Genomic DNA, 23,193 nt, shown 5'->3' with positions numbered 1-23,193 from the left:
GCTGCCGATCGCTTGGACGGCAGCGGCCAGAATTTCATCCTCCAGCTAAGCCTGCGCTTCAAACACCAGATTGAACGGCGTCTGCGTAGCACGATGGAAGTTTTTGAACCCGCCCGAAGTCACGACTTCGCCGATGCGCTTTTCTCCAGCCTGCGCGCCAAGTGCAGCGCCTACCTCCTGCGAGATCGACGCCGGCACACAGAGCATCGTGGATGCCGAGTAGAAGACGCGGCCAATCGGGTTATGGTTTGCCTCCGTTGCGTCCTCGGCAAACGGCTCGACGATCATCCATGTCCCATCTGGTTTCATGGTGGAGTGAACATAGGCTGCCGCGCCTTTCGGGTCGCCCATATCGTGCAAACAATCGAAGAAGGCGACGAAGTCGTAGTCCTTGCCCGGGAAGCTCTTCGCCGAGGCCACTTCGAAATGCACGCGGTCATCGATGCCTTCGCGTTTTGCGGCTTCGCGGGCCATCGCGATTGAACCGTCGTGATAGTCGAAGCCATAAAACTCCGACTTTGGATACGCCTTCGCCATCAGGATGGTGGAAGCGCCGAGACCACAGCCGATATCGGCGACCTTCGCTCCGCTACTCAGTTTCTGCTCCACTCCGCTCAGCGAAGGAATCCAGCTTGAAGTGAGGTTTGCGATGTAGTTGGGGCGGAAAAACCGCTCCGTACCACGGAAGAGATCGTGATGGTGTTCATGCCAGCCGATGCCCTTGCCCGTCCTGAACGCATCTTCAATCTTGCCTTGGTCGCTGAAGCAGGCGGATATAACTTGAAATGCTCCGGGAAGAAAGGCGGGGCCGTCTTCCTTGGTAAGCGTCAGGGACTGCTCGGGCGGCAGGGTATACATTTTCGTTGCTGGATCGTACGTCACATAGCCACTGGCTGCGTTTGCATTCAGCCACTCGCGAACATAACGCTCGCTGGTTCCGGTGCGCGACGCAAGCTCGGCCGAGGTGGTTGGCTTGCTGTCGCCCATCGCTTTGTAGAGTCCCAGCCTGTCACCGAGAACTACGAGAACCGCGTGCATGGCGGCGCCCATATCGCCGACAGCCTTCATCATGAATTCGTGGAGTTTTGCTTCGTTTATTTGTGGTGTAGGAATCGTTGCGGAGCCCATGGTCGTCGTCTCCTTTTCGGACAAAGATAGATGTGCCTGAATATACCTGCGGTCAGAGATCATAGTCCGGCAGCATTCGGCAGGCAACACACAATGACGCGCCAGCCATGCTGTTTGCCCTGCTCTCTCGCTCCGGGTAAAGTTGCATCAGTCATGCAAAACAATTCATTGAATGTTCTCGATCTCTTCCGTCTCGACAATCAAGTTGCTCTCGTCACCGGCTCCGCCAGCGGTCTAGGAGCGGCTATTGCAGCCGCGCTTGCACAGGCAGGGGCTGCCGTCGCATGTCATGGCAACCGCCGCCCGGCCACGGAGACTGCTGCGGCAATCGGCTCAAAAGCTGCGGCATTTCGCGCTGATCTTTCCTCCACAAATGGGGCCGAAGATCTCTTCACGCAAGTGACGAAAAAGTTTGGACGCATCGACATTCTGGTCAATAATGCCGGGACGATCATTCGTCATGCCGCTGAGGAGTTTCCGCTTGAAGACTGGCAGCAGGTGCTGCAGGTGAATCTCACCAGTGTCTTTCAGCTTTCGCAGCTTGCGGCGCGCGACATGATTCCGCGCGGGCACGGCAAGATCGTCAATATAGCTTCACTGCTCAGCTTTCAGGGTGGAATTCGCGTTCCGGCCTATGCCGCGAGCAAGGGCGGTGTGGCGCAACTAACGAAGGCGCTTGCGAATGAGTGGGCAGCCAAGGGTATTCAGGTGAATGCCATAGCGCCTGGCTACTTCGCCACCACCAACACCGAGGCGCTGCAGGCAGATGAGACGCGCAATCGCCAGATCCTCGAGCGCATTCCAGCGGCGCGCTGGGGACAGCCGCAAGATCTCGCGGGAGCTGCTCTGTTTCTCAGCTCATCGGCGAGCGATTACGTCACCGGCACAGTGCTGACCGTCGATGGAGGCTGGATGGGCCGCTAGCCGGTTCAGCCAGCATCAGTCGATCGGCGGCATGGCTACTCCGCCACGCTCGCTTGAGATATACGCTGCTTCAACTACGCGCATGGTGTCGATGGCATCTTCTACGCTGGTAGGCAGCGTTGTCGTCTCGCCCTGCACGTAGCATTGCAGCGATCCCATCGAGCCCATGAAGGCGTCGGGAAACCAGTTGCCACTGACGGGCGCGTCTTTCCAGCCGCTGTCTCCGCTCACGATGTATTCGAGGTTGTCGGGAAGGCCAATGGGGTAGTTAAGGTTGACGCCCATCCGAGCGCGCATGGCGCCAGTCATGCCCTCCCACTGAACAAAGCTACGCTGCATCTTAGGATCGAAGGCATGGCTATGGTTCGCTGCGATGAAGACGCGCTTGTCATCGCCATAGTCGAACGTCATCACGCTTTTGGTCGCGGCAAGATCGGGCGTTCGCGGGCTTCTCATCGTCTTTGCGTAAACGCCGCGTGGGTTGCCGAACCATGCACGCACGAGGTCGACGTAGTGGATCGAATGGTAGAGAATCTCCAGGCGTGGTGCGGTCTTCAGGAAGCTCCAAAGCTCCCACGGCATGTGGCAGCTCACTGAAACTTCCATGTCGTGCAACTCGCCGAGCGCGCCCGTTCCAGCCAGGGCCCGGGCTGCGAGCATGTTGGGAGCCCAGCGCAGTTGAAAGTTCACCGCCGCCACGAGTCCCTTGTTGCGGCAGATGTTCAGTATCGCTGTTGCCTCTGCCAGCGTTTCGCCCATCGGCTTTTGCAGCAACACTGCCGCACCCTCCGGCAATTGAGGCAACACGCTCGTCAGCGCAGGAGCGGGTACGGCACAATCGAAGACCGCGTCCTTGGGGGCGTAGGCAACTGCTTCAGCAATCGTCGTTGCAACAAACGGAATACCAAATTTTTCCGCCAGCGCTTCGGACTTCGCACGGTCACGATCTACTATGGCAACCACCTCGAAACCTGCCTTTTTGTAGGCAGGAAGATGAGCATCGTGCGCGATGCCGCCTGCACCTACTAATACGATAGGCCTTGCTATTCTAGGCTTCGGGGCCACCGCGCCACGCATTGCTTTCACCACATCCATTCAGACGCTCCTCAAACCGGTTGCACTTTCAAAGTTACCAATAGCAATCAGGTTTAACAAATGGCTTTTACAAATGAAAACTAAAGATGCACGAACTTTCTCCGGCCACTCTTCCCTGCTCTCTGTCGCGTTTTAGCATGGAACCATGATGCGAGTTTCCTTCGACGATCTTTATGCCGCACTCCGCAAAGCCATGTTGCACCTGGGACTCTCGGAAGAGCGTGCTGCGCTCAGTGCGCGTCTCTTTGCAGAGACTACACGCGATGGGGTCTACACACACGGCCTCAATCGTTTCCCGCGCTTTGCCGCGATGGTGCGGAACGGCAGCATTAATGTCCACGCAGAGCCTACTCTAACCACAACATTTGGAGCCATCGAGCGATGGGATGGGCATCGTGGTATAGGCAATCTGAATGCTTACGCCGCAATGCAGCGCACGATCACATTGGCCAAAGAGCACGGCGTCGCTGCGCTTGCGTTAGCCAACACCAATCACTGGATGCGTGGCGGAACATACGGCTGGCTCGCGGCGGAGACTGGACTCTTCGCGCTCTGCTGGTCGAACACGCTGCCCAATCTTCCCGCATGGGGAACCGCCGTACCTACGGTTGGCAACAACCCACTCGTCATCGCCGTTCCGCGCCCCGAAGGCCATATCGTGCTTGACATGGCGATGTCGCAGTTTTCCTATGGAACGCTCGCGGCCTACAGCAAGCGCAATGCGCCGCTGCCCGTCCCCGGCGGCTTCGACGAGAAAGGCAATCTCACCACGGATGCCGCAGCGATTGAAGCTACGCAACGTGCGCTGCCCATCGGCTATTGGAAAGGATCGGGGCTGTCACTTGTGCTCGACATGGTAGGCGCAATGCTCTCCGGTGGGTTGGCGACGTATCAACTTGGCTTGGACCCGCTTCGCGAGGCTGGACAGTCGCAGGTCTTTCTTGCGATTGACCCGGCCAACCTTGCTCCTGCTGGCGAACTGACGGGCATTGCGGACGGCATCATCGATCATCTGCATGGCACAACGCCGCTCAACGCCGACAAGCCTCTTCGCTATCCGGGTGAGCAAACGCTGCAGTTGAGAGAAGAGAACATGCGGCTGGGTGTGCCCGTTGATGCTGATATCTGGAACGAGTTCAACAGCAAATACCAGTAAGGCTATTTAGTTTTTCGGTGCTGCGCTTGTGCTAGCCAGGACCTTCTCACCGGCCAGGTATTCGCGTGCGTGCGCGAGCTCCGGCAGCCTCTGGTCGGCATTTTTCCAGACCGTGAGAAACTCCGCATATTCTTTGCGCGCCTGTGCCATGTTGCCTGCGGCTTCGCTGCTCTGTGCTTCGCCGTACAAGCCGAAGCCTGATTTCGGCCGCTCTGCGAGCGCCGCTACGTAAGCGGCATGCGCTCCGGTGTAGTCTCCCGCACGCATCAGGGCTGCGCCCTCGGTTTCGCCCACTGGACGGATATAGACGGGAGGCTCGCGGTAGCCCAGCTCCTTCTCTTCACGCGCGGCTTCAGAGAAAACCTTCTTCGACTCCGGCAACTTTTTTTGTGCCGCCAGGATCGAAGCTCGCAACTCCAACGACATCACTGCCAGATTCGACAGCAGCGGGCCGGGCAGCGCGTCCGGCATCACAGCCACCTGTACCGGCGCGGATGGCGACGGCTTCTTTGGCTTCGGCGCGTCCTTCATCTGCTCCCACATGCGCCAGAGCGCAGCGTCCAATCGCAGCGAAGAGGTCTGCGCTCCAGCTACATCGCCGCTTTCAACGGCCAGCATTCCTGCTGCAAAGTCTTTTAACTGTCCAGCCAACAGGTTCAGGTTTTCAAAACGCGCCTCAGGCTTGCTCTCCGCCGCCATCTTCTCGACTCCGGCCCAGTCGCCCAGTCGCATCGCAACCGGTAATTGCTCATCCAGACGCGCTATTCCATCGCGCGGCGAGCCTATGTACAACGTCGCAGCATCCTCGCCACGACCACCTGGAAGCTTGCGCGAAAGCAGGACGGCATCATGCAGCTTGCCCTCCTCCATCAGGTTTGCAACGCCATACATCAGGTTGTGGATGTAGTTCCAGTCATCGTCAACGCTCACGTGCTGTTCGCGCATGTAGCTCTCGTCAACCGCAGTTGAAGCAGCGAACCAATGCTCTGCCTGCGCATAGTCGCCTACGCGATAGAAGATGTGTCCAGGCATGTGGACCATGTGCCCAGAGGCCGGGGCCAGACCCGCCAGCACAGTCGCGCTGTGCAACGCCTGCTCAGGGTGCGCGCCCGGCTCGATCGCATGAATCCAATAGTGGTTCGCGGCCGAGTCGTCCGGCTTTTGCTTCAAGACCTCTTCAAGGATCGAGATCGCCTCCTGTTGCCCTTTCCTGGGATTGCCGTTCTCGTCGTAGCCATCGCGGACGCTCTCGGCCAGAAATATCTTCGCCTGCAGGTCCTTCGGGTACTTCTTCACGGCTTCGCGCCAGATGGCGATCTCCTTTACGTTCTTTCCCGGGCCAACTTCGACACCGTTGTCCGCAACAGCTGCGTCAAGATAAGGCTGGCTCTGCTTTCCCGCCTTCTTTCTCAAACGGACTGCGCTCGCCAGCGCCGCATCGGTATAAGCAGTCGTCTTCCCAGTGCGCATCATCAGCGCCTGATAAAGCCCCCAGTAGCACATCGCGCAGTTTGGGTTCACGCGAATCCCCTGCTCAAAGGCCTTCGCCGACTCGTAATCCCAGAAATCGTGCAACAGATTCAAGCCTTGCTCGAACCACGCCTGCGCCTCGGGTGTCGCCTTAATCGCCAGATAGCTGTTGCCGATGCCGGTCATCTTCACCGGCGCGGGCAGCTTGTCCGGAGCAGGAACGTCCTTCATCTGCATACCCATGTCGTGACCGGACATATTCATCTGCGCGCCCAGGCCGGCAACTGCGAACACGGCAAGGGCTGCTCCTGCGACGATTCCTCGACACCGCATACGCACCTCGTCTCTGAACAGGCAGTATATGCGCCGGGATTTACAGGTGCATAGCGCAGGCAAAAGTGCTACAACATCTATGCCATGCCCACCACCGCGCACATGCTGACTCCACGTGAAGCCTCCCGCCTTCTTGGCATCAGCTATCCCACCATCAAACAATGGATTCTTGGTGGAAAGCTCAAGACTGTGCAGACGCCAGGCGGTCACCATCGCATCCCAGAGTCATCGCTTAAGCCATTTCTCGCCAAAGACAAGTCCAAGCCCGCCACAGAATCGCGCGAGCGCTTCCGCCAGGTGAGCGGGCGCAACCAGCTTGCCGGGAAGGTCGTCAGCATCCAAATTGAAGGCCTGCTTGCAGAGGTAGTGCTCGCTGTTGGTGACGCCTATATCACCTCCATCATCACCGCCGGCGCTGTGCGCGAGCTTCATCTGAAGAAGGGCGACACCGCCGCTGCTCTCATCAAGTCGACCGACGTGATGATTGAGCGCCTCGACCATCTCCGCTAGCCCATCTCCGCTAGCCGAAACAGCGCGAGGTGCATGCGTAGCCTCAAAAGCCTTACCATGAAGGCAGGCATGGACCTCGCACAAAAATCCGCGGCACTGCGCTCCGCTCTTGAGGAACTGGACAGTGTGCTCGTTGCTTACTCGGGCGGAACGGACTCGGCTTATCTTGCGTGGGCGGCGCACAATGTGCTCGGGGACAGGATGCTTGCGGTCATCGCCGATTCGCCTTCACTGCCGCGCGCTGAGCTTGCCGCGGCGAGCGTCTTTGCAGCCGAGCACAATATTCCGCTCGAAGTGCTCAAGACCGCTGAACTGGATGATCCCGATTATCAGCGTAACGATGCGCAGCGCTGCTTCCATTGCAAAGACGAACTCTTCACCCGCATGGAGCAGACGCGCGCGGAACGCGGCTTTCGGCACATCGCCTATGGGATGAATCTCGACGACCGTGGCGACTTCCGCCCGGGCCAGCGGGCTGCGGCCCAGCACCACGCTGTGGCTCCGCTGGTAACCGCGCAGCTCACCAAACCTGAGATTCGCCAGCTGGCGCGTGAGGCCGGACTTTCGCTTGCCGATAAACCAGCATCAGCGTGTCTTGCTTCGCGCATTGAATATGGCAGGCCGGTCACGCGCGAAAATCTATCGCAGGTTGAACAGGCCGAAGACGCGCTCCACAAGCTCGGTTTTCGGCAGGTACGCGTCCGCCATCATGGCGAGCTGGCACGCATCGAGATCGCTCGCGATGCGCTTGCAGGTGCGCTGACGATCGAGATGCTGGACCGGATCACCGCTGCCCTGAAGCCGCTTGGCTTTCGCTACGTCACGCTCGACACCCAGGGCTATCGCTCCGGCAGCATGAACGAGGTCCTGCCCGCCACGGCGATCACTCCTGCCAGCAAATAAATCTCAGGTGGATGTCCGCAGCAATAAATAGACTCCGGCGATGCCGAAGAGCAGATCAGGCGTCCAGGCGGCAAGCAGCGGAGGCAGCGCGTTGACGTTGCCCATCGACTCAAACAAGAGCGCAACAACCCAGTAGGTAATTGCCAGGCCAATCGCCGTGGCGATGCCTGCAAGCGAGCCTTTGCGACCCATGGAGAGCGAGAATGGTATGGCAAGGATTGCCATCACCAGCGTGATGAGCGGATACGCCAGCTTCTTGTTGAGCTGCACGCTGAGCTGCCGCGTGTTGAAGCCAGACTGGCGCAGGTCGTCAATGTAGTGCGAGAGCTCCGCGTAGGACATCTCCTGCGAAGGCAGGAACTCCTTTTTGAAGTACGAGGGCTGCTCTTTGACCTCAGGGAACGTGGTGACGGTGAACGGCTGGTAGTTGGAGACGGTCTCACCAGAGAAGGTGCGTTCCCACCCATTCACAAAGACCCAGCTATTCACCCGCGGGTCCCAGTTGGCCGAAGTAGCGAAGATGCGCTTCACCAGCGCGAAGGTGTTGGGGTCGAACTCGAAGACGGTGATGTTGGCGAAACTGTCTTTGTCCGCGTTGAAGAACTGGTAGTAGAAGATGCGCGAGGGGTCGCCGTTATGTGTCGTCTCGCCGGATATCCAGTTGATGTCGGGGCGCAGAAATGTCTGTGCCGGCTTGTCCTTGATGATCGAGCGCAACGCTTCCTGGCGGCGATTGGCAGCAGGAAGGTAAAGCTCGTCGAAGGCGAAGAGCGTTGCGGAGATCAGCAGCGTCGTCACAAGCACTGGCGTGATGATGCGGTAGAGACTGATGCCCGAGGACTTCATCGCCGTCATCTCCGACGTGCGGCTGAGCGCGCCAAACGTGATGAGCACGGCAACGAGAGCGCAAAGCGGAGTGACGTTGTAGAGGATGAACGGAATGAGATTGATGAGGTATTCGCCAACCGTGACCAGTGGCGTGCGATTGCGGAAGATGTCGCCGATCAGCTCGAAGAAAGTGAAGATGACGAATAGCGTGGAGAAAGAAAAGAGCACGAGGCCGAAGTTCGTGGCGTACTCGCGCATGACGTAGTCGTCGAGCAGCAGTGGAAACTGTACGCGGAAGGTGCTGCGGAAGCGGCGAAGCAACGTAGCGACATCGGGTGTCAGGCGGCTGGCGAGACTGTCTGGGCCTGCGCCGCTGGTCAGCCGGGTAGCGAGGTTGCTGAGCCATGCGCCGATGCTGGCGAAGACGCCAAGCGCAACGCCGCCGCGCGACATCTGATACAGAAAGAACGCGCCCGCAGCAGCGAAGATGAGGTTCGCACCCCATATGCCCAGAAACGGCGACAGCCTTCCTGATTTAGCAAACGCCTCTCCGACCGACGAGAGAAAGTAGTAGATAAAGACGAGAACGATCGTGAGGACAAAGCCGGTGGATTTGCCTCCACGCTTCGAGGCGAGGCCGAGAGGCACGCCGATCAGCATCAGAACGAGACAGGCAAACGGGTACGAAAACCGCTTGTTGAACTGGATGCGGTAGATAGACGGTGGATGGTCCGGGTTGCTCGCATCATACGCACGGCCGCGGCGCCAAAGCTCGGGCAGAGAGAGCGCGACGATGGGCGTGTCGAGACGACCCAGATGCGTGTCGCCCGGCGCCTCTGTCTGGATGGGAATGTCCATCGAGCTGAAGGTGGAGATGTCGTATTGTGCCGGGTTCGTTGGCGATATCTCGTGCTGCCCTCCATTCAGCAGATGCAGCCGGATAGTCTGCGCATCGGGAGAATTAGGCGCACCGGCAACCACGATGGCGCTGTCAGCGGTCGTGATGTGAGGCGTCGCCGGCTGGGTGAGGTCGGCGAGAAAAACGTGCCGCCACTTGGCCGCACCAGCGCCTGGCGTTACATCCTGCATGTAGAGAACGTAGTTTTTGAAGTCTTCATAGAAGACGCGCGGCTGGACCTCGAACGACGCCTGCGAGTTTTTGAGCGTTTCTCCCATCGAGATGAGCCCGGACGCCGCACGCGGCGCAAGGTAGAGCGAGTTGAAAAGGCTCAGGGCAAGCCCGACGGCAGAGACGATTGAGACGATGCCGACAAAGTCGAGCGCGCCCATGCCACTGGCGCGCATCGCGGTGATTTCGCTGTCGGCAGCGAGCCGCGAGAGACCGAGCAGGATGCCGACCAGCACAGCCATCGGGATCGTGACGGTCAACGCAGGGGGTAGCGTATAGGCGATGATGCGCAGCACGTCGCCGAACGAAGCGGAGTCGCGCACCACAAGGTCGAGCACCTTGCCGAGGTCGCGCATCAGGATGACAAAGGTGAACAGCGCTCCTCCGAGCAGAGCGTGCGAGGTGACTTCGCGGAGGATGTAGCGGGTAAAGATGCGCATGAACGTGCAGATTTAGTTTATAGCGGAGCGAGGCTGTTCGCGGCCGGGAGAAGCGAGCAGAAGCCTCACCGGCAACATCCATTGGATTCCTGCGCGCTTTTATGGATTCGGCAAAAACCGATACCCGATGCCACGCACGGTGACAAGGTGCTTCGGCTGGGCGGGGTCGTCTTCGATATAGCGGCGCAGGCGGACGATGAAGTTGTCGATGGCCCGCGTATCGGTGTCTTCATGAACGCGCCACACCTGTTCGAGAATGTCCTTGCGCGAGACAATCTCACCCTGGTGGCTTGTGAAGTGGCGGAGCAGGTCGGCCTCCATCACCGTCAGGTGCGTCATGCGGTTGGGCGCGATGAGCTCAAGCGTGTCGAAACGAATAGTCCGATGGTTGAAGGCGTACTCGTCTGGCGGCGCCTGCTGTTCCACAATGGCTGCGCTGTGCCATGCGGTACGGCGCAGAAGCGACTTGAGCCGAACGAGCAGGATATTCAGATCGAACGGCTTGGGAAGGTAGTCGTCGGCACCCGCCTCGATGCCTTCGAGAATATCCTCGGGCCGGCTTCGCGCAGTCAGCATCAGTATTGGAGTGTAACGCTGTGCCCTCCGCAGCGCGCGGGCGATTTCAAAGCCATCGGTTCCCGGCAGCATGCAATCCAGAATCACAGCCGCAATCTCTTCGTCCGGATTCATCAGCCAGGCAAGCGCCGCATCGCCGTCGGCCTCGTGACGTGTGCGGTAGCCATCGGCCTGCAAGTTAAAGAGCAGCCCCTGTGCGAGGTGTTCCTCGTCTTCAACAACGGCGATCAGCGGCGCGGAGGTATCCATAACTCAATCCAATCTTACTTGTGCAAAACGCTTCTCAGCAGCGGCTCCAGCCCGTTCCAGGCAATCTGCACTCCGATGCAAAGCAGGATAAAGGAGATGACGCGCAGAATGCCGTGTGCCGTCGAAGGTGAGATGGCCCGGGTGAGGCGTGGTGCGTAGGCGTAGCAAAAATAGACAGTCGCACTAAGAAGCACGACGGCGAGCATCAGGCCTGCATGCGCAAAGACTGAGTCGGTAAGCGGGTGCTGGGGAAGGTGCGCGCTTAGGGTTAGCATCACGACGATGCATCCCGGGCCAACTGTAATGGGAAACGTAAATGGATAAAAACTCTTTTGCAACAGCTTCCCTTCCACGTCGCTGGCCTGGATCTGCACCGCGGCCTGCACCTTCTCCGTGTCTGGAGAAGGATCGCTCTGGTTCAGCATCGTCCACGCGATGGCCGCGATCACGATGCCGCCGGAGAACTCCACAATCGGCAGCGAGATCCCGAAGAAGTCGAGAATCGTCGAGCCCACCAGGTCGACAATGGCGAAGAAGATGACCGTGTTGATGGCGATGCGGCGAGCCAGAGCGCGAAAGACAGGCGGCGGCGCGTCACCCACAAGCCCCAGAAAGATCAACGCGGAGCCAAGCGGGTTCACCAGCGGCAGCAGAGCGCTGAAGGCGATGGCAAAGTGTTTCCAGAGCAGCAGCATGGAACTTCCCTATCTCGCCCCTAAAGTTCGGATGCAGGCTTTGGAAATTTTACTTCGAGTGTCAAAAGCCAGGCCCGTTACACGCCCGTAACCAGTCTGTGCGGTTATTGGCAGGGAGATGACGTTCCTCGTATGAAGATTTATCTTAAATACAGACCGCGATATGGGGGCATAAGGATCAGTTATGACAACGAAGTTGGAGACTCCGGCTGCACAGGATTTTACCGAGGAGATGTCCGAGTGGATTGAGGCGTTTGACGACGTCGTCGCGGACAACTGGGAGCATGGTGCGGCCCTTTTGAGCACGCTCCGCCAACGAGCGCGCGAGGCCGGCGTGCCCACCCCCAGCGAGACGGTAACGCCCTATCGCAACACGATCCCCAGGCACGACGAAGTCCCCTACCCCGGCGACCGCAAGCTCGAAAAGCGCATCGAGGCGCTCATTCGCTGGAACGCCATGGCGATGGTCCATGGGCAGAACAAAAAGGACGCAGGCATCGGCGGGCACATCTCGACCTACTCCTCGCTGGCCACGCTGCTCGAGGTAGGCTTCAACCACTTCTTCCACGCCAAATACGGCGACGAGCCGGGCGACTTCGTCTACTTTCAGGGCCACGCCTCGCCCGGAGTCTATGGCCGCGCCTATCTTGAGGGCCGCTTCGACGACAATCGCCTGAAGAACTTCCGCCACGAGCTGCGCGAGACGCCAGGCCTGTCATCGTATCCGCACCCATGGCTGATGCCGGACTTCTGGAACTTCCCCACCGTCTCGATGGGTATCGGACCGCTGAACGCCATCTATCAGGCACGCTTCATGCGTTATCTCGAAAACCGTGGCCTGCTGAAGCACACCGACCGCAAGGTCTGGGCCTTCCTCGGCGACGGCGAGACGGATGAAGTTGATACGCTCGGCGCAATCTCGCTCGGCGCACGCGAGAAGCTCGACAACCTGATCTTCGTGGTCAACTGCAACCTGCAGCGGCTCGATGGCCCGGTGCGCGGCAACAAGCGCATCATCGACGAACTTGAAGGCGTCTTCCGTGGTGCTGGCTGGAACGTCATCAAGGTCATCTGGGGCGCGGACTGGGATGCACTATTCGAAAAAGATCATACCGGCCTGCTGCTGCGGCGCATGGAAGAGTGCGTCGATGGCGACTTCCAGACCTTCAAGGCCAAGGACGGCGCGTTCCTGCGCTCGCACTTCTTCGGCAAGTACCCTGAACTACTCGAACTAGTGAAGGATTACACCGATGAGGAATTGATTCGCCTGCATCGCGGCGGACATGACGCAACCAAGATTTATAACGCCTACAAGCGCGCCGTTGAACACAAGGGCGGGCCAACCGTCATCCTCGCCAAGACCGTCAAGGGCTACGGCATGGGTACGGCTCAGTCACGCAACGCAACGCATAACGAGAAGAAGCTGACTGACGACGGCCTCGCGGCGTTCGTAAAGCAGTTTGATATTCCCATTCCACAGGAAGCGGCCGTGCATGGAACGCCGTACCGCCCAACTCCTGATTCCCCCGAGATGCAGTACTTGCAGGAACACCGCACTGCACTTGGCGGCTATCTTCCGTCGAGGAAGGTGCCGGAGCTCAACTTCAAGGCGCCTGAACTGGACGCATATAAGGAGTGGTTGGGCGGTTCAAAGGGTCGAGCACTCTCGACCACGATGGCATTCGTCAGCATCCTCCGCCACCTGATGAAGGACCCGAAGATCGGCAAGCTGATTGTCCCCATCGTGCCGGACGAAGGCCGCACCTTCGGACTCGAATCGGCCATCAAGCAGGTCGGCATCTACGCTCCCGAAGGGCAGAAGTACGAGCCGCACGACAAAGACATGCTCCTGAGCTACCGCGAGGAGAAGGACGGGCAGATTCTCGAAGAGGGCATCACCGAAGCTGGTTCGATGGCCTCGTTCACCGCCGCCGGCACCGCGTATGTGAACTACCGCGTGCCGTCAATTCCCTTCTACATGTACTACTCGATGTTCGGCTTCCAGCGCATCGGCGACATGGTGTGGGCTTTCGCCGACGCACGCGGCAAGGGCTTCCTGATGGGCGGCACAGCAGGCCGCACAACTCTGCTCGGCGAAGGCCTGCAGCACCAGGACGGACACAGCTTCGTGCTCTCCAGCACCGTGCCGACCTGCGTCAGCTACGACCCTGCCTATGCGTATGAGATGGCCGTCGTCATTCAGGACGGCATCCGCCGCATGTACGAGAAGGGCGAGAACGTCTTCTACTACATCACCATGTACAACGAAGACTACGCAATGCCCGAGATGCCCGAGGGCGTGACCGAAGGTATTCTGCGCGGTCTTTACAAGCTGAAGCCTGCCACGGGCGAGGCTGCGGTCGCACTGTTCGGCAGCGGCACCATCCTGAACGAGGTGCTCCGCGCGCAAGATATCCTGGCTACGAAGTTCAACATCCAGGCCGATGTCTGGAGCGTGACCAGCTACACCGAGCTTCGCCGCGACGCGCTGGCCGTCGAGCGCTGGAACCGGCTGCATCCCACCGAGAAGGAACGCACGCCGTATCTGCTGGAGGCGCTGGGCGGCTTCAAGGGACCGATCGTCGCCGCCAGCGACTACATGAAGACACTGCCCGACGCACTGTCGCCGTGGCTGCCTTCGCGGCTTGTCTCGCTCGGGACCGATGGCTTTGGGCGCAGCGACAACCGCGAGCACCTGCGCAGGCACTTCGAGATCAACGCCGAGTCGATTGCAGGCGCGGCGCTTTCGAAGCTCGCACGCGAGGGCAAGCTCAAAGCAAAGGACGCACAGAAGGCCCTTGCCGAGCTCGGGATCGACGTTGAAGCGAGCGACCCGGCCAGAGCTTAGCCATTTGGCATGGATTAACAGCAGAGGGTTCCCTTGGGAACCCTCTCTTTGTATACGTTGTGTGTAGGGATGGAGGAGTCTGCTTGAGCAATTCGAAGCCGCATGAGAACCCGCTGGTGCCGAACAAAAGACTGCGCGAAATATATACGCTGATGTCCGAGGCCAGAGCGTTGGACGACTTTGCAGTGCAGGCCGCAACTCGCGCAAAGGTCGCATTCAAATCCACGCGCGGCGAAGAGGCCTGCCGCGTGAGCACCGCAATCGGTCTGGGCAGCGGCGATCTCATCAGCGACTCGCACGAAAGCGTCGTCATGCACATGATCACCGGAGGGAGTGTCCATTCTCTGCTGCGGCGCCTCGACACCATCCTCGCCAGGAAGTTGCCGAGCCAAACGAGACCGCAGAAGATAGCGCCCCTTCCCTGGACAAAGAATGCGCTTACTCGGCTGACAATGGCCACGGGGGCCGCAGCCTCCATCAAGGCCACGCGGCGGCCAAACCTGGTGATGGCATACGCGCAAAGTCGTGATCTCTCTGACGCGGAGTGGAGCAGCTTATTGAAGATTGCGGCTGAGATGGAGCTGCCAATCATCTTTGTCGTGCTCCCTGGGCATGGGAACAGGAACCTTTGTGCACTCGCTCACAAACTCGGTTTGCCTGGCTTTCCAGTGGACGCCGACGACGCCGTTGCGCTCTACCGCGTGGCCCAGGAGTCAATCGGCCGGGCTCGCGGCGATGGCAGCGCGGTGCTGATTGAGTGCCATACACTGCGTCCATCGCACGGCCACGAAGCACAGAATGGTCCAATCCCGCTGATGCAGAAGTTCCTGCTCGACCGCAAGGTCTCGGGCAAAACATGGCTGAATGGCGTAGGTCGCGCCTATCAAAAGCACCTTGAAGCGGAACGCAGGGCACAGCGCCAGCGTATCCAAAGATAGGCCTCCAAACTTAACCTGGGATTTACACTGTAGGGAGTGAACGTCACTCCGCCGTCTGAGGTGCGCTTGCGAACCAGAACTCTTCTTTGTCTTGCGGCTTTGGCCGTGTCCGCCACGACTGCTTTTTCCCAGACGCAATCGCCTTCCACGGCGCCTGAGTCAATACCTGCCCCAACGCAGGAACCGGCGAGCTCCATCCCTGCAAGACCCGCGCCTACAGCTCAACAACAGCAACCCGCTGCAACGACTGCCCCTCAGCAGACACCGGCGACTCCGGCCTCTCCAACTGGCACGGCTCAGGCGCGGCCTGCCTATGGTCCAGCAGGAGAGACCACCAGTTCCGACGACCTCGGATCGGTCTTCATTCCGGTCGATAGCTGGGTCTATCCCGCAATGACGCGGCTCTACTCCATGGGCTATCTGGACACGATGTTCCTTGGCATGCGTCCATGGACGCGCCAGAGCGCGCTGCACATGCTGCTCCAGTCAAAGGACAAGATCGTCAACAGCAATGACGAGCAAGCGCAGGAATTGCTTGCGAAACTGTTGGACGAGTTAAGCACAGAAGTCCCGCCTTCGGGAGCACAACGGGGCGCTGTATACGGTTTGCAGTCTGCCTACACACGTGTGATGGGCATCGGCGGCTCGACACTTCAGGATAGTTTTCATCTTGGGCAGACGCTCAACAACGATTATGGACGCCCCTATGAGCCGGGCTTCAACAACATCACTGGGTTCTCAACAGCAAATGAGTGGGGACGCTTCTCGTTGTACCTGCGCGGCGAATATCAGCATGCACCGTCAGCGACAGGATATCCATTAGCATTGGCGCAGCAGTTGTCGCTGGGAGATGAAATCCTCTATACGCCGCCAAATGCGCCACAGGCAACGATCCCTGAAGGTCCCATCTCATCTCAGAATCCATTTCGTATCGTGGAAGGGTCGCTCTCATTTCATCTGCTCGGGCATGAGATCTCAGGCGGCAAATCCGATGCATGGCTCGGACCCGCGCAGGGTGGGGCTATGGCTTGGTCGAATAATGCGGAAAATATCTATTCGTTTCGAGTAGATCGTGTAGAGCCGCTCCACATTCCATTAATTTCAGACGTTCTGGGTCCGGTGCGCTATGACTTCTTTTATGGCAGCTTAAAAGGTCATACATCGCCGAACCACCCCTATGTCCATTCGGAGATGTTCTCATTTCGCCCGATGAGAGACTTCGAGTTCGGTTTCCAGCGCACAATCATCTTTGGTGGAGCGGGGCATGAGCCGGTGACGCTGCATACGTTTCTGCATGGTTTCTTCAACACCAGCGATACGACAGCGGCGGTCAAATACTCGCGGACTGATCCGGGGGCCCGTTTCAGCGACTTCAACTTCTCCTACCGCCTGCCCTTCGTCCGCCGTTATGCGACGCTTTATGTGGACTCGATCTCACATGATGACGTAACCCCGATCAGCGCGCCGCGACGAGCAGCTTACCGGACAGGTCTCTACATCTCCCAGTTCCCTGGCATGCCGCGGCTTTCTTTTCGAGCCGAAGCTGTAACGACTGACCCTGGTGTCTCTCGCAGCAATCAAGGAATGTTCAATTATTGGGAAGTCGTCCAGAATCAGGGTTACACGAACAAGGGTTTTATTATGGGCGACTGGATCGGCCGCGAGGCCAAAGGCGGTCAGGCATGGCTGACCTATCAGCTTTCGGGCAACGAGTGGGTGCAGTTGGAATACCTGAACAAGAAGACGCCCAAAGACTTCATCGCCGATGGCACCACACAGAACCAGTTCAAGATCAGTGTGCTCAAACGAATTACGCCTGACTTTGAACTCAATAGCTGGTATCAGTATGAGGGCTGGAAGGCTCCTATCTACAAGCCAGGCTTACAAAAGAACTCAATCGTAGCGGTCCAGTTGACATGGTTCCCGAAGCTGCAAACCTATTTGAAATAAAACCTTCACCCGACAATCATTGAATTGCGGAGTACCCAGAATATTCAACCGAAGGCGTTTCGCACTCATGCCAATGCCTTGGGTTGCACTTAGTGTTTCGAGGAACCATTCGTGCACGCTTTGAAATAAGCGAGTGATTTTTCGAGTCCTTGGCGCAGATTAATGGAAGGCTCCCAACTAAGCACGGCCCTCGCACGTGTGATGTCAGGGCGCCGGCGGGTCGGGTCATCCTGGGGCAGAGGCTTGAAGATGAGCTCACTCTTCGACCCGGTTGCGACCAGGACCTCGTGCGCACACTCCAGAATGGTGAACTCGTTCGGATTGCCAATGTTGACAGGCAGGTGCTCGTCAGAGCGAGAGAGCCTGAGAATGCCTTCGATCAGATCAGAGACATAGCAGAAGCTGCGAGTCTGCGAGCCATCACCATAGATCGTGAGCGGTTCGCCACGCAGCGCCTGAATCATGAAGTTGGAGATGACGCGGCCGTCGTTCGGCTGAAGACGCGGACCATATGTGTTGAAGATACGCACAAGATGCGTATTGACCCCGTAATAACGGTGATACGCCATCGCCGCAGCCTCTGAGAAGCGTTTGGCCTCGTCATACACCGATCGCGGCCCGATGGGATTCACATTGCCCCAGTAAGTCTCTACCTGAGGATGCACTTCGGGGTCGCCATAGCACTCTGACGTGGAAGCATGCAGAAAACCCGCGTTGTACTTCCTGGCCAGGTCAAGCATGTTGACCGTGCCTGCCGAACCGACCATCAGCGTCTCAACACCTAGGCGGCTATAGTCGATGGGGCTGGCTGGCGAGGCAAGATTGAAGACATAGTCCACCTTGCCCGGGTCGAAAGGCCTGGTAATGTCGTGCTCGACCAGCTTGAAGCGCGATTGGCTCGCAAGATGGGCTACGTTGTCCCGGTTTCCCGTCGAAAAATTATCCACGCCGATCACAGAGTTTCCTTCGGCGAAGAGGGCGTCACAGAGATGAGAGCCGAGAAAGCCTGCTGCTCCCGTGACAAGAATCGTTTGAGACGCCATCAGTTATTACCCTTCACAATCTGCGGTTTGCACGCTTGAATTTCATGCGATGTTAATGTTTATCACGCGAGGGCCCGGCGCAGCTATAGGGTCCGGTGCAGCTATCGCGAACCTAATTGGCGGCGGCTAAAGCAGCACGGACTGGATGCCCTACAGCGCGACCTACGCTCAGATACGTAAATCCATGGTCTACCATCTTCTGTGGCTCATACAGATTGCGTCCGTCGATCACGATCGGATAACGAAGCGACTTACTCAGGCGTACAAGATCGAGCGCAGCAAACTCCTGCCAGTCGGTAAGAATCACCAGCGCGTCCGCACCACTGGCGGCGGTGTAAGCGTCGGTTGCATAGCGCAGGTTGGAGCCTTCGGGTAGAGCTTCCTTTGTACGAGGCATAGCTGCCGGATCATACACGGTCAGATTGCAGCCCTCCGCCAGTAGCATTCTGACCAGGTCGAGAGCTGGCGATTCCCGAATGTCGTCCGTCTCCCCCTTAAATGCGAGCCCAAGCACGCCGAGCCGCTTGCCGCGCAGCGTCCAAAGGGCAGAGCGGATCTTGGCAAGGAAACGCTTCTTCTGCTGTGCGTTAATCTTCTCCACCTCAGTCAGAAGACCGAAGTCAATGCCCAGTTGTTCCGCCACTGAACGGAAAGCAGCAACATCCTTCGGGAAGCACGAGCCGCCATAGCCAATGCCAGGACGCAAAAACCGAGGACCGATGCGCCTATCGAGTCCCATCCCTCGCGCAACCTGCTCTACGTCAGCGTCCGCCGCCTCGCAGAGGTTTGAAACTGCGTTGATGAACGATATCTTGAGCGCCAGAAATGCGTTAGAGGCGTGCTTGATAATCTCCGCGCTCTTGGTCGAGGTCAGCAGCAGTTGCGGCGGATCGGAGGCGCCGCATTCGCCAGCAATGGCGTCCGCAACCTCATAGTATTTCCCCGTGGTCAGAGGCGAATAGATGTCCTGCAGCAGCGATGCTGCACGGTTTCCATCAGCGCCCACCACGATGCGGTCGGGGTGAAGAAAGTCGACCACGGCAGTGCCTTCACGCAGAAACTCGGGGTTTGAGACAACATCGAAGAGCTGGCGCGGAACGCCATTGCGCTCCAGTGCGCGGCAGATCCACTCGTTTGTGTAAACAGGGACGGTGCTTTTTTCGACGATTACCTTGTAGCTGGAGATAGAACGAGCGATCTCGCAGGCAACAGCTTCCACATAAGACAGGTCGGCGTCGCCCGTCTCGCTCTGTGGCGTGCCGACAGCGATAAAGATCGCCTCGGATGCGCGCGTTGCCTCTGCCAGGTCTGTCGTAAAGCGAACACGGGAATTGCGGTAACGCTCCAGCAGCTCCGGAAGATGCTTTTCGTGGATCGGGGTGTCGCCCCCCTGAAGAGCCGCCACTTTGCGCTCATCGTTGTCCACGCAAATGACCTCGTGGCCCATCTCCGCGAAGCAGACGGCAGCGACAAGGCCAACATAACCGGAACCTACAACGGCAATATGGATGCTTTTGGACATAAGGGGAGTGAATATACCTCGAAAAGATGATATCTGAAGTTTCTGCGGGTTTCGCCGTCGCAGAACAGGCAGCAATCAGGAAATCAACTAGATACCGCCCCCTGTCCTATCAGATTACTTCCTTAGCGAACAGTCAGTCGAGTAGACTAGCCGTAATGGCTTTTCAAAACACGCAGACGCCACCTGGCATGAACATGCCGGAGACGAACCAGGGTGTGTTCAGCTCGACGATAACGGACACAAGCCTGTCCGAAGCGCTCATTACGCTCCGAAAGCGAAAGTGGGTGCTCATTTGGGCCATACTGGCGAGCTTGGTTTACGGAATATTCCGCGCCGAAACGCAGCCAAGAATGTTTGCCTCTTTTGGCCGGATTCAGGTGCGGTCCGGAGCGTCAAATGAATATCGTCTAAGCGCAGTGCAGGGTTTCAACACCGACACTACAACGAAGATGATGACGGAAATTGAGATACTCAAGAGCGACTCGCTGATGCTGACCGTCGCTCGCGATATGGATCTCGCAAACAATCCTGCATTTCTCGAAAAGAAAGGTCCTGTACCGCATGTATCGCTGGATGATCCCGCCGTCAGGCAGGCGACCATCCATCGGCTGCAGAGCTTCCTTCAGGTCACCCTGGTGCCCAAGACGGACATCATCAGCATCGGCTACTCGAGCCTGGACCCAAAGCTATCAGCCGACATCGCCAATAAGGTGATCTCCACGTATATCCAGCGCAGCTATGAGACGCGGTTCGCTTCGACCCAGCGAGTTTCAGAGTGGATGGAAGGCCAGCTGGACGACCTGAAACAGAAGGTAGAAAACTCCCAGGAACGCATGATGGACCTCCAGAAGCAGTTGGGGATTCTGGGGTTCGATCCGAACCACAATCAGATCAGCACATCGCTCGAAGATCTCTCAAGGGCCGCAGGACAGGCGGAGTTGGCAAGAATTATCGCTGAAGCACGCTACCGCGTACTCAGCGGAATGGACCCGAATTCAATCGAAGGATCCATTGAAACAACGCCGGGCACAGCAGCGACTGAACTGACCCAACTGCGCGCACAAGCCGCCACAGACAAGGCCAACTATGCACAGCTCGAAGCAAACCTTGGCCCCAACCATCCACAGGCAAAAGCAGTCAAAGCGCAGATCGACGAACTAGACAAAGAGATTAAGGACGAGGAAAGCCGCCTCCTGCTGCAGGCAAAATCAAGCTATATCGTTGCGCAGGCCAACGAAAAACAGACCACAGCCGCACTTGATCAGCAAAAAGCCGACGCCTACAAACTTCGTGATGATCTGGTTGAGTACACGCTCCGGCAGCGAGAGTACGAGTCGGAGCGCAACTTGTACGACGGGCTGCTGCAACGCCTGCGCACCGCCAGCGTACAGGCAGGCTTGGAATCACTGGAAATCGACGTAGTCGACCAGGCCCTCCCCCCGGCCAATCCGGTATTGAAGCCGCAATCGACCATCATCCTCACAGCGCTGGCCTTTGGCCTTCTCGGTGGTATCGCCATTGCGTTCCTGATGGAGAGTCTGGACACCGGGCTGCGGAGTATCGCCGAAATCGAAAGCGTTACGGAACTGCCTTCTCTTGCGATCATTCCCCGTGGAAGGCGTTCGTCCGCAGAGCAGGCAGGCCATCTCACGACTGCGCAGCGCAACATCAGCGTATTGACACAACCAAAGTCTCAGTTTGCTGAAGCCTTCCGCTCACTCAGAACCTCCTTGTTGCTTTCAACCGCCGGCCATCCGCCCAAATTCATCCTGTTGACCAGCGCAACCCCGTCGGAAGGCAAAACAACGACGGCAAGCAACCTGGCCACAATCCTGGCGCAGCGCGATACCCGTGTGCTTCTGATCGATGGCGACCTCAGGCGGCCAAACATTCACCACCGCTTCGGGTTGAACGGAAAGACAGGTCTCACCACCGTGCTGACAGGCGCCACCACGCTCGAAGGCACTGTCCAGAACGTGCCTGAGATCCCAAATCTCGACATCCTGCCCAGCGGCCCCGTACCTCCATTCCCCACTGAAATGCTCGGCTCGGAGACGATGGAGGAGCTGCTCAAGCGTTGCGGCGATATCTACACCCACGTGGTGCTTGATTCTCCTCCAATTCTCTCTGTCACAGACGGTGTCATCCTTGCTCGCATGATGGATGCCGTCGTATTGGTCGTGCGTCACGGCAAATCCAGCAAGCACGTCGTACGACGCGCGCGCGACCTGCTGCTGCGCTCAGGAGCACCCATCACCGGCATTGTGCTGAATGCGGTCGACCTGAATTCGCCTGAATACTACGGCTACTACGGTTACTCCGGGTACTCGTACTCCAGTGTCGATTCCGAAGGATGGGAATCGCAGGCCACTGCTGGAACTGGAGACCGCAAAGGTGGGAGAGGATGATGAGACTGCGAACCAAACATGGATCTTCCTCTGGCACTCTTCGCCCCTTTTATGGCGCAACAGGATTGATCACTCTGACGATTTTGGTGTGTTTTGCAACGGGCAGCAAAGGGTGGGCTCAGTTCAGCGGGCCAGCCCTCAGCAGCAACGCGACCGTGAATGAGCCGATGACGCCCACGACCGATCCGGCCATCCTTTATCCCGAAGGGCGCGACGTTCATCTGATGCATGGCGACCTGATCACCGTGCATTTATTCGCGACGCCCGATTACGCTCCCGTAGTCCGTGTTGGGCTTGATGGATCGGTTCAATTACCTCTGGTTGGCGATGTGCATGTGGAAGGCTTGACGTTGGCAGAGGCTGAGTCCCTCATTGCCCGGCGCATGGAAAGCGCTGGCATGTACCGCAATCCACAGGTAACGATCAGCATCACAGAATCGCCAAACCAGACCGTCACGCTGAGCGGTGAGATGCATGGCGTTCTTCCTGTCGCCGGCTCAAGGCGTCTGTACGATGTACTCTCTGCTGGCGGTGGTTTACCCGTGACAGCGAGCCACATGATTACAATCAACCGCCCGGGTGTGCCGCAGCCGATCATCGTCGATCTGGGAAACAACCCTGCAACCAGCGCGAAGGCAAATGTTCCTGTCTTCCCGGGAGACACCATCGTAATTTCAAATGATGGCGTCGTCTATCTACTCGGGGCCTTTAAAACCCCGGCTGCGATTCCATTGCGACAGAACACTCCGCTCACCCTGCTACAAGCGGCGGCAATTGGCGGCGGCCCTGGTTACGAGGGGCGTCTGGGTGATTTGCGCATTATTCGCACCGAAGGAAGCGTGCGTAAGGTCGTTCGCGTAGACGTCAAGAAGGTTATGGAGGGTAAAGCGCCTGACCCGGTGCTCGAATCCGACGACATCATATTCCTGCCGACCAGCGAGATGAAGGCTGCAATCAAGTCAGGTGGCATCAGCACACTGATCGGTCTGGCCTCCATCTTGGTCTTTGCGGCAAAGCAGTAATGACGAAACTCGAGTTCGGAATACTT

At 58.2% G+C, this 23,193-nt stretch carries 17 protein-coding genes; 9 read left to right on the top strand and 8 right to left on the bottom strand.

Annotated elements, in window-relative coordinates:
* Positions 1 to 45 precede the first annotated feature (45 nt).
* The gene (locus IEX36_RS01095; protein ID WP_188757534.1) at positions 46 to 1,128 is read right to left on the bottom strand and encodes a class I SAM-dependent methyltransferase; all 1,083 of its coding nucleotides are present in this window, start codon (positions 1,126 to 1,128) and stop codon (positions 46 to 48) included.
* A gap of 153 nt (positions 1,129 to 1,281) precedes the next feature.
* Between IEX36_RS01095 and IEX36_RS01090 the strand changes: the two genes are divergently transcribed.
* Positions 1,282 to 2,052 (top strand): glucose 1-dehydrogenase, encoded by a 771-nt coding sequence (locus tag IEX36_RS01090; protein WP_188757533.1) that lies wholly within the window; start codon positions 1,282 to 1,284, stop codon positions 2,050 to 2,052.
* 15 nt (positions 2,053 to 2,067) lie between these two features.
* Here the strand turns inward: IEX36_RS01090 and IEX36_RS01085 are convergent, their stop codons facing one another.
* Positions 2,068 to 3,147, bottom strand: a complete 1,080-nt coding sequence (locus IEX36_RS01085; protein ID WP_229668598.1) for a Gfo/Idh/MocA family protein — start codon at positions 3,145 to 3,147, stop codon at positions 2,068 to 2,070.
* A gap of 145 nt (positions 3,148 to 3,292) precedes the next feature.
* Here IEX36_RS01085 and yiaK point away from each other — a divergent pair, with 145 nt between their 5' ends.
* Positions 3,293 to 4,303, top strand: a complete 1,011-nt coding sequence (yiaK, locus tag IEX36_RS01080) for a 3-dehydro-L-gulonate 2-dehydrogenase (protein ID WP_188757532.1) — start codon at positions 3,293 to 3,295, stop codon at positions 4,301 to 4,303.
* Positions 4,304 to 4,309: 6 nt separating this feature from the next.
* On the opposite strand, the gene IEX36_RS01075 is transcribed toward yiaK, so the two are convergent.
* Positions 4,310 to 6,106, bottom strand: a complete 1,797-nt coding sequence (locus IEX36_RS01075; protein ID WP_188757531.1) for a tetratricopeptide repeat protein — start codon at positions 6,104 to 6,106, stop codon at positions 4,310 to 4,312.
* 84 nt (positions 6,107 to 6,190) lie between these two features.
* On the opposite strand from IEX36_RS01075, the gene IEX36_RS01070 reads away from it, so the two are divergent.
* On the top strand, positions 6,191 to 6,616 hold the full coding sequence (locus IEX36_RS01070; RefSeq protein WP_229668597.1) for a helix-turn-helix transcriptional regulator: 426 nt from the start codon (positions 6,191 to 6,193) through the stop codon (positions 6,614 to 6,616).
* Between the two features lie 33 nt (positions 6,617 to 6,649).
* Complete coding sequence (larE, locus tag IEX36_RS01065) at positions 6,650 to 7,519, top strand: ATP-dependent sacrificial sulfur transferase LarE (RefSeq protein WP_308422265.1); 870 nt, start codon at positions 6,650 to 6,652, stop codon at positions 7,517 to 7,519.
* 3 nt (positions 7,520 to 7,522) lie between these two features.
* On the opposite strand, the gene lptG is transcribed toward larE, so the two are convergent.
* The 3 genes from lptG to IEX36_RS01050 form a co-directional block, all read right to left on the bottom strand.
* A complete protein-coding gene (gene lptG / locus IEX36_RS01060; protein WP_188757530.1) occupies positions 7,523 to 9,916 on the bottom strand; it encodes an LPS export ABC transporter permease LptG in 2,394 nt (797 codons plus the stop codon).
* A gap of 99 nt (positions 9,917 to 10,015) precedes the next feature.
* On the bottom strand, positions 10,016 to 10,741 hold the full coding sequence (locus IEX36_RS01055; RefSeq protein WP_188757529.1) for a response regulator transcription factor: 726 nt from the start codon (positions 10,739 to 10,741) through the stop codon (positions 10,016 to 10,018).
* 14 nt (positions 10,742 to 10,755) lie between these two features.
* The gene (locus tag IEX36_RS01050; protein ID WP_188757528.1) at positions 10,756 to 11,436 is read right to left on the bottom strand and encodes a MarC family protein; all 681 of its coding nucleotides are present in this window, start codon (positions 11,434 to 11,436) and stop codon (positions 10,756 to 10,758) included.
* 184 nt (positions 11,437 to 11,620) lie between these two features.
* On the opposite strand from IEX36_RS01050, the gene aceE reads away from it, so the two are divergent.
* From aceE to IEX36_RS01035, 3 genes are all read left to right on the top strand, one after another.
* Positions 11,621 to 14,284, top strand: a complete 2,664-nt coding sequence (aceE, locus tag IEX36_RS01045; RefSeq protein WP_188757527.1) for a pyruvate dehydrogenase (acetyl-transferring), homodimeric type — start codon at positions 11,621 to 11,623, stop codon at positions 14,282 to 14,284.
* A gap of 83 nt (positions 14,285 to 14,367) precedes the next feature.
* Positions 14,368 to 15,222, top strand: coding sequence for a thiamine pyrophosphate-dependent enzyme (locus IEX36_RS01040; protein WP_188757526.1), 855 nt, complete (start codon positions 14,368 to 14,370; stop codon positions 15,220 to 15,222).
* Positions 15,223 to 15,282: 60 nt separating this feature from the next.
* Positions 15,283 to 17,172: a capsule assembly Wzi family protein gene (locus IEX36_RS01035; protein ID WP_373283040.1), complete on the top strand. Its 1,890-nt coding sequence runs from the start codon at positions 15,283 to 15,285 to the stop codon at positions 17,170 to 17,172.
* Positions 17,173 to 17,261: 89 nt separating this feature from the next.
* Here the strand turns inward: IEX36_RS01035 and IEX36_RS01030 are convergent, their stop codons facing one another.
* Entirely contained in the window at positions 17,262 to 18,215 is a 954-nt protein-coding gene (locus tag IEX36_RS01030; protein WP_188757525.1) for a UDP-glucuronic acid decarboxylase family protein, read from the bottom strand.
* Positions 18,216 to 18,327: 112 nt separating this feature from the next.
* Positions 18,328 to 19,737 (bottom strand): UDP-glucose dehydrogenase family protein, encoded by a 1,410-nt coding sequence (locus IEX36_RS01025; RefSeq protein WP_188757524.1) that lies wholly within the window; start codon positions 19,735 to 19,737, stop codon positions 18,328 to 18,330.
* Positions 19,738 to 20,087: 350 nt separating this feature from the next.
* Here IEX36_RS01025 and IEX36_RS01020 point away from each other — a divergent pair, with 350 nt between their 5' ends.
* Positions 20,088 to 22,145 carry a GumC family protein gene (locus tag IEX36_RS01020; RefSeq protein ID WP_229668596.1) on the top strand — a complete coding sequence of 686 codons (2,058 nt, stop codon included), beginning with the start codon at positions 20,088 to 20,090 and terminating at the stop codon, positions 22,143 to 22,145.
* The gene (locus tag IEX36_RS01015) at positions 22,145 to 23,167 is read left to right on the top strand and encodes a polysaccharide biosynthesis/export family protein (RefSeq protein WP_229668595.1); all 1,023 of its coding nucleotides are present in this window, start codon (positions 22,145 to 22,147) and stop codon (positions 23,165 to 23,167) included. The genes IEX36_RS01020 and IEX36_RS01015 overlap by 1 nt, the downstream gene beginning before the upstream one ends.
* The last annotated feature ends 26 nt before the right edge of the window (positions 23,168 to 23,193 follow it).

Source organism: Edaphobacter acidisoli (assembly GCF_014642855.1).
GTDB classification, from domain to species: domain Bacteria; phylum Acidobacteriota; class Terriglobia; order Terriglobales; family Acidobacteriaceae; genus Edaphobacter; species Edaphobacter acidisoli.
Note: the sequence above shows the minus strand (reverse complement) of the source record. Positions and strands in the feature narration are given on the sequence as shown.

What these genes read in the sequence shown, in the direction of transcription:
- IEX36_RS01050 (WP_188757528.1), bottom strand. Translation starts at nt 11,436, where the DNA reads ATGCTGCTGCTCTGGAAACACTTTGCCATCGCCTTCAGCGCTCTGCTG.
- lptG (WP_188757530.1), bottom strand. Translation starts at nt 9,916, where the DNA reads ATGCGCATCTTTACCCGCTACATCCTCCGCGAAGTCACCTCGCACGCT.
- IEX36_RS01030 (WP_188757525.1), bottom strand. Translation starts at nt 18,215, where the DNA reads ATGGCGTCTCAAACGATTCTTGTCACGGGAGCAGCAGGCTTTCTCGGC.
- IEX36_RS01055 (WP_188757529.1), bottom strand. Translation starts at nt 10,741, where the DNA reads ATGGATACCTCCGCGCCGCTGATCGCCGTTGTTGAAGACGAGGAACAC.
- yiaK (WP_188757532.1), top strand. Translation starts at nt 3,293, where the DNA reads ATGATGCGAGTTTCCTTCGACGATCTTTATGCCGCACTCCGCAAAGCC.
- IEX36_RS01015 (WP_229668595.1), top strand. Translation starts at nt 22,145, where the DNA reads ATGAGACTGCGAACCAAACATGGATCTTCCTCTGGCACTCTTCGCCCC.
- IEX36_RS01025 (WP_188757524.1), bottom strand. Translation starts at nt 19,737, where the DNA reads ATGTCCAAAAGCATCCATATTGCCGTTGTAGGTTCCGGTTATGTTGGC.
- larE (WP_308422265.1), top strand. Translation starts at nt 6,650, where the DNA reads ATGCGTAGCCTCAAAAGCCTTACCATGAAGGCAGGCATGGACCTCGCA.
- IEX36_RS01075 (WP_188757531.1), bottom strand. Translation starts at nt 6,106, where the DNA reads ATGCGGTGTCGAGGAATCGTCGCAGGAGCAGCCCTTGCCGTGTTCGCA.
- IEX36_RS01070 (WP_229668597.1), top strand. Translation starts at nt 6,191, where the DNA reads ATGCCCACCACCGCGCACATGCTGACTCCACGTGAAGCCTCCCGCCTT.
- IEX36_RS01085 (WP_229668598.1), bottom strand. Translation starts at nt 3,147, where the DNA reads ATGGATGTGGTGAAAGCAATGCGTGGCGCGGTGGCCCCGAAGCCTAGA.
- aceE (WP_188757527.1), top strand. Translation starts at nt 11,621, where the DNA reads ATGACAACGAAGTTGGAGACTCCGGCTGCACAGGATTTTACCGAGGAG.
- IEX36_RS01020 (WP_229668596.1), top strand. Translation starts at nt 20,088, where the DNA reads ATGTTTGCCTCTTTTGGCCGGATTCAGGTGCGGTCCGGAGCGTCAAAT.
- IEX36_RS01095 (WP_188757534.1), bottom strand. Translation starts at nt 1,128, where the DNA reads ATGGGCTCCGCAACGATTCCTACACCACAAATAAACGAAGCAAAACTC.
- IEX36_RS01090 (WP_188757533.1), top strand. Translation starts at nt 1,282, where the DNA reads ATGCAAAACAATTCATTGAATGTTCTCGATCTCTTCCGTCTCGACAAT.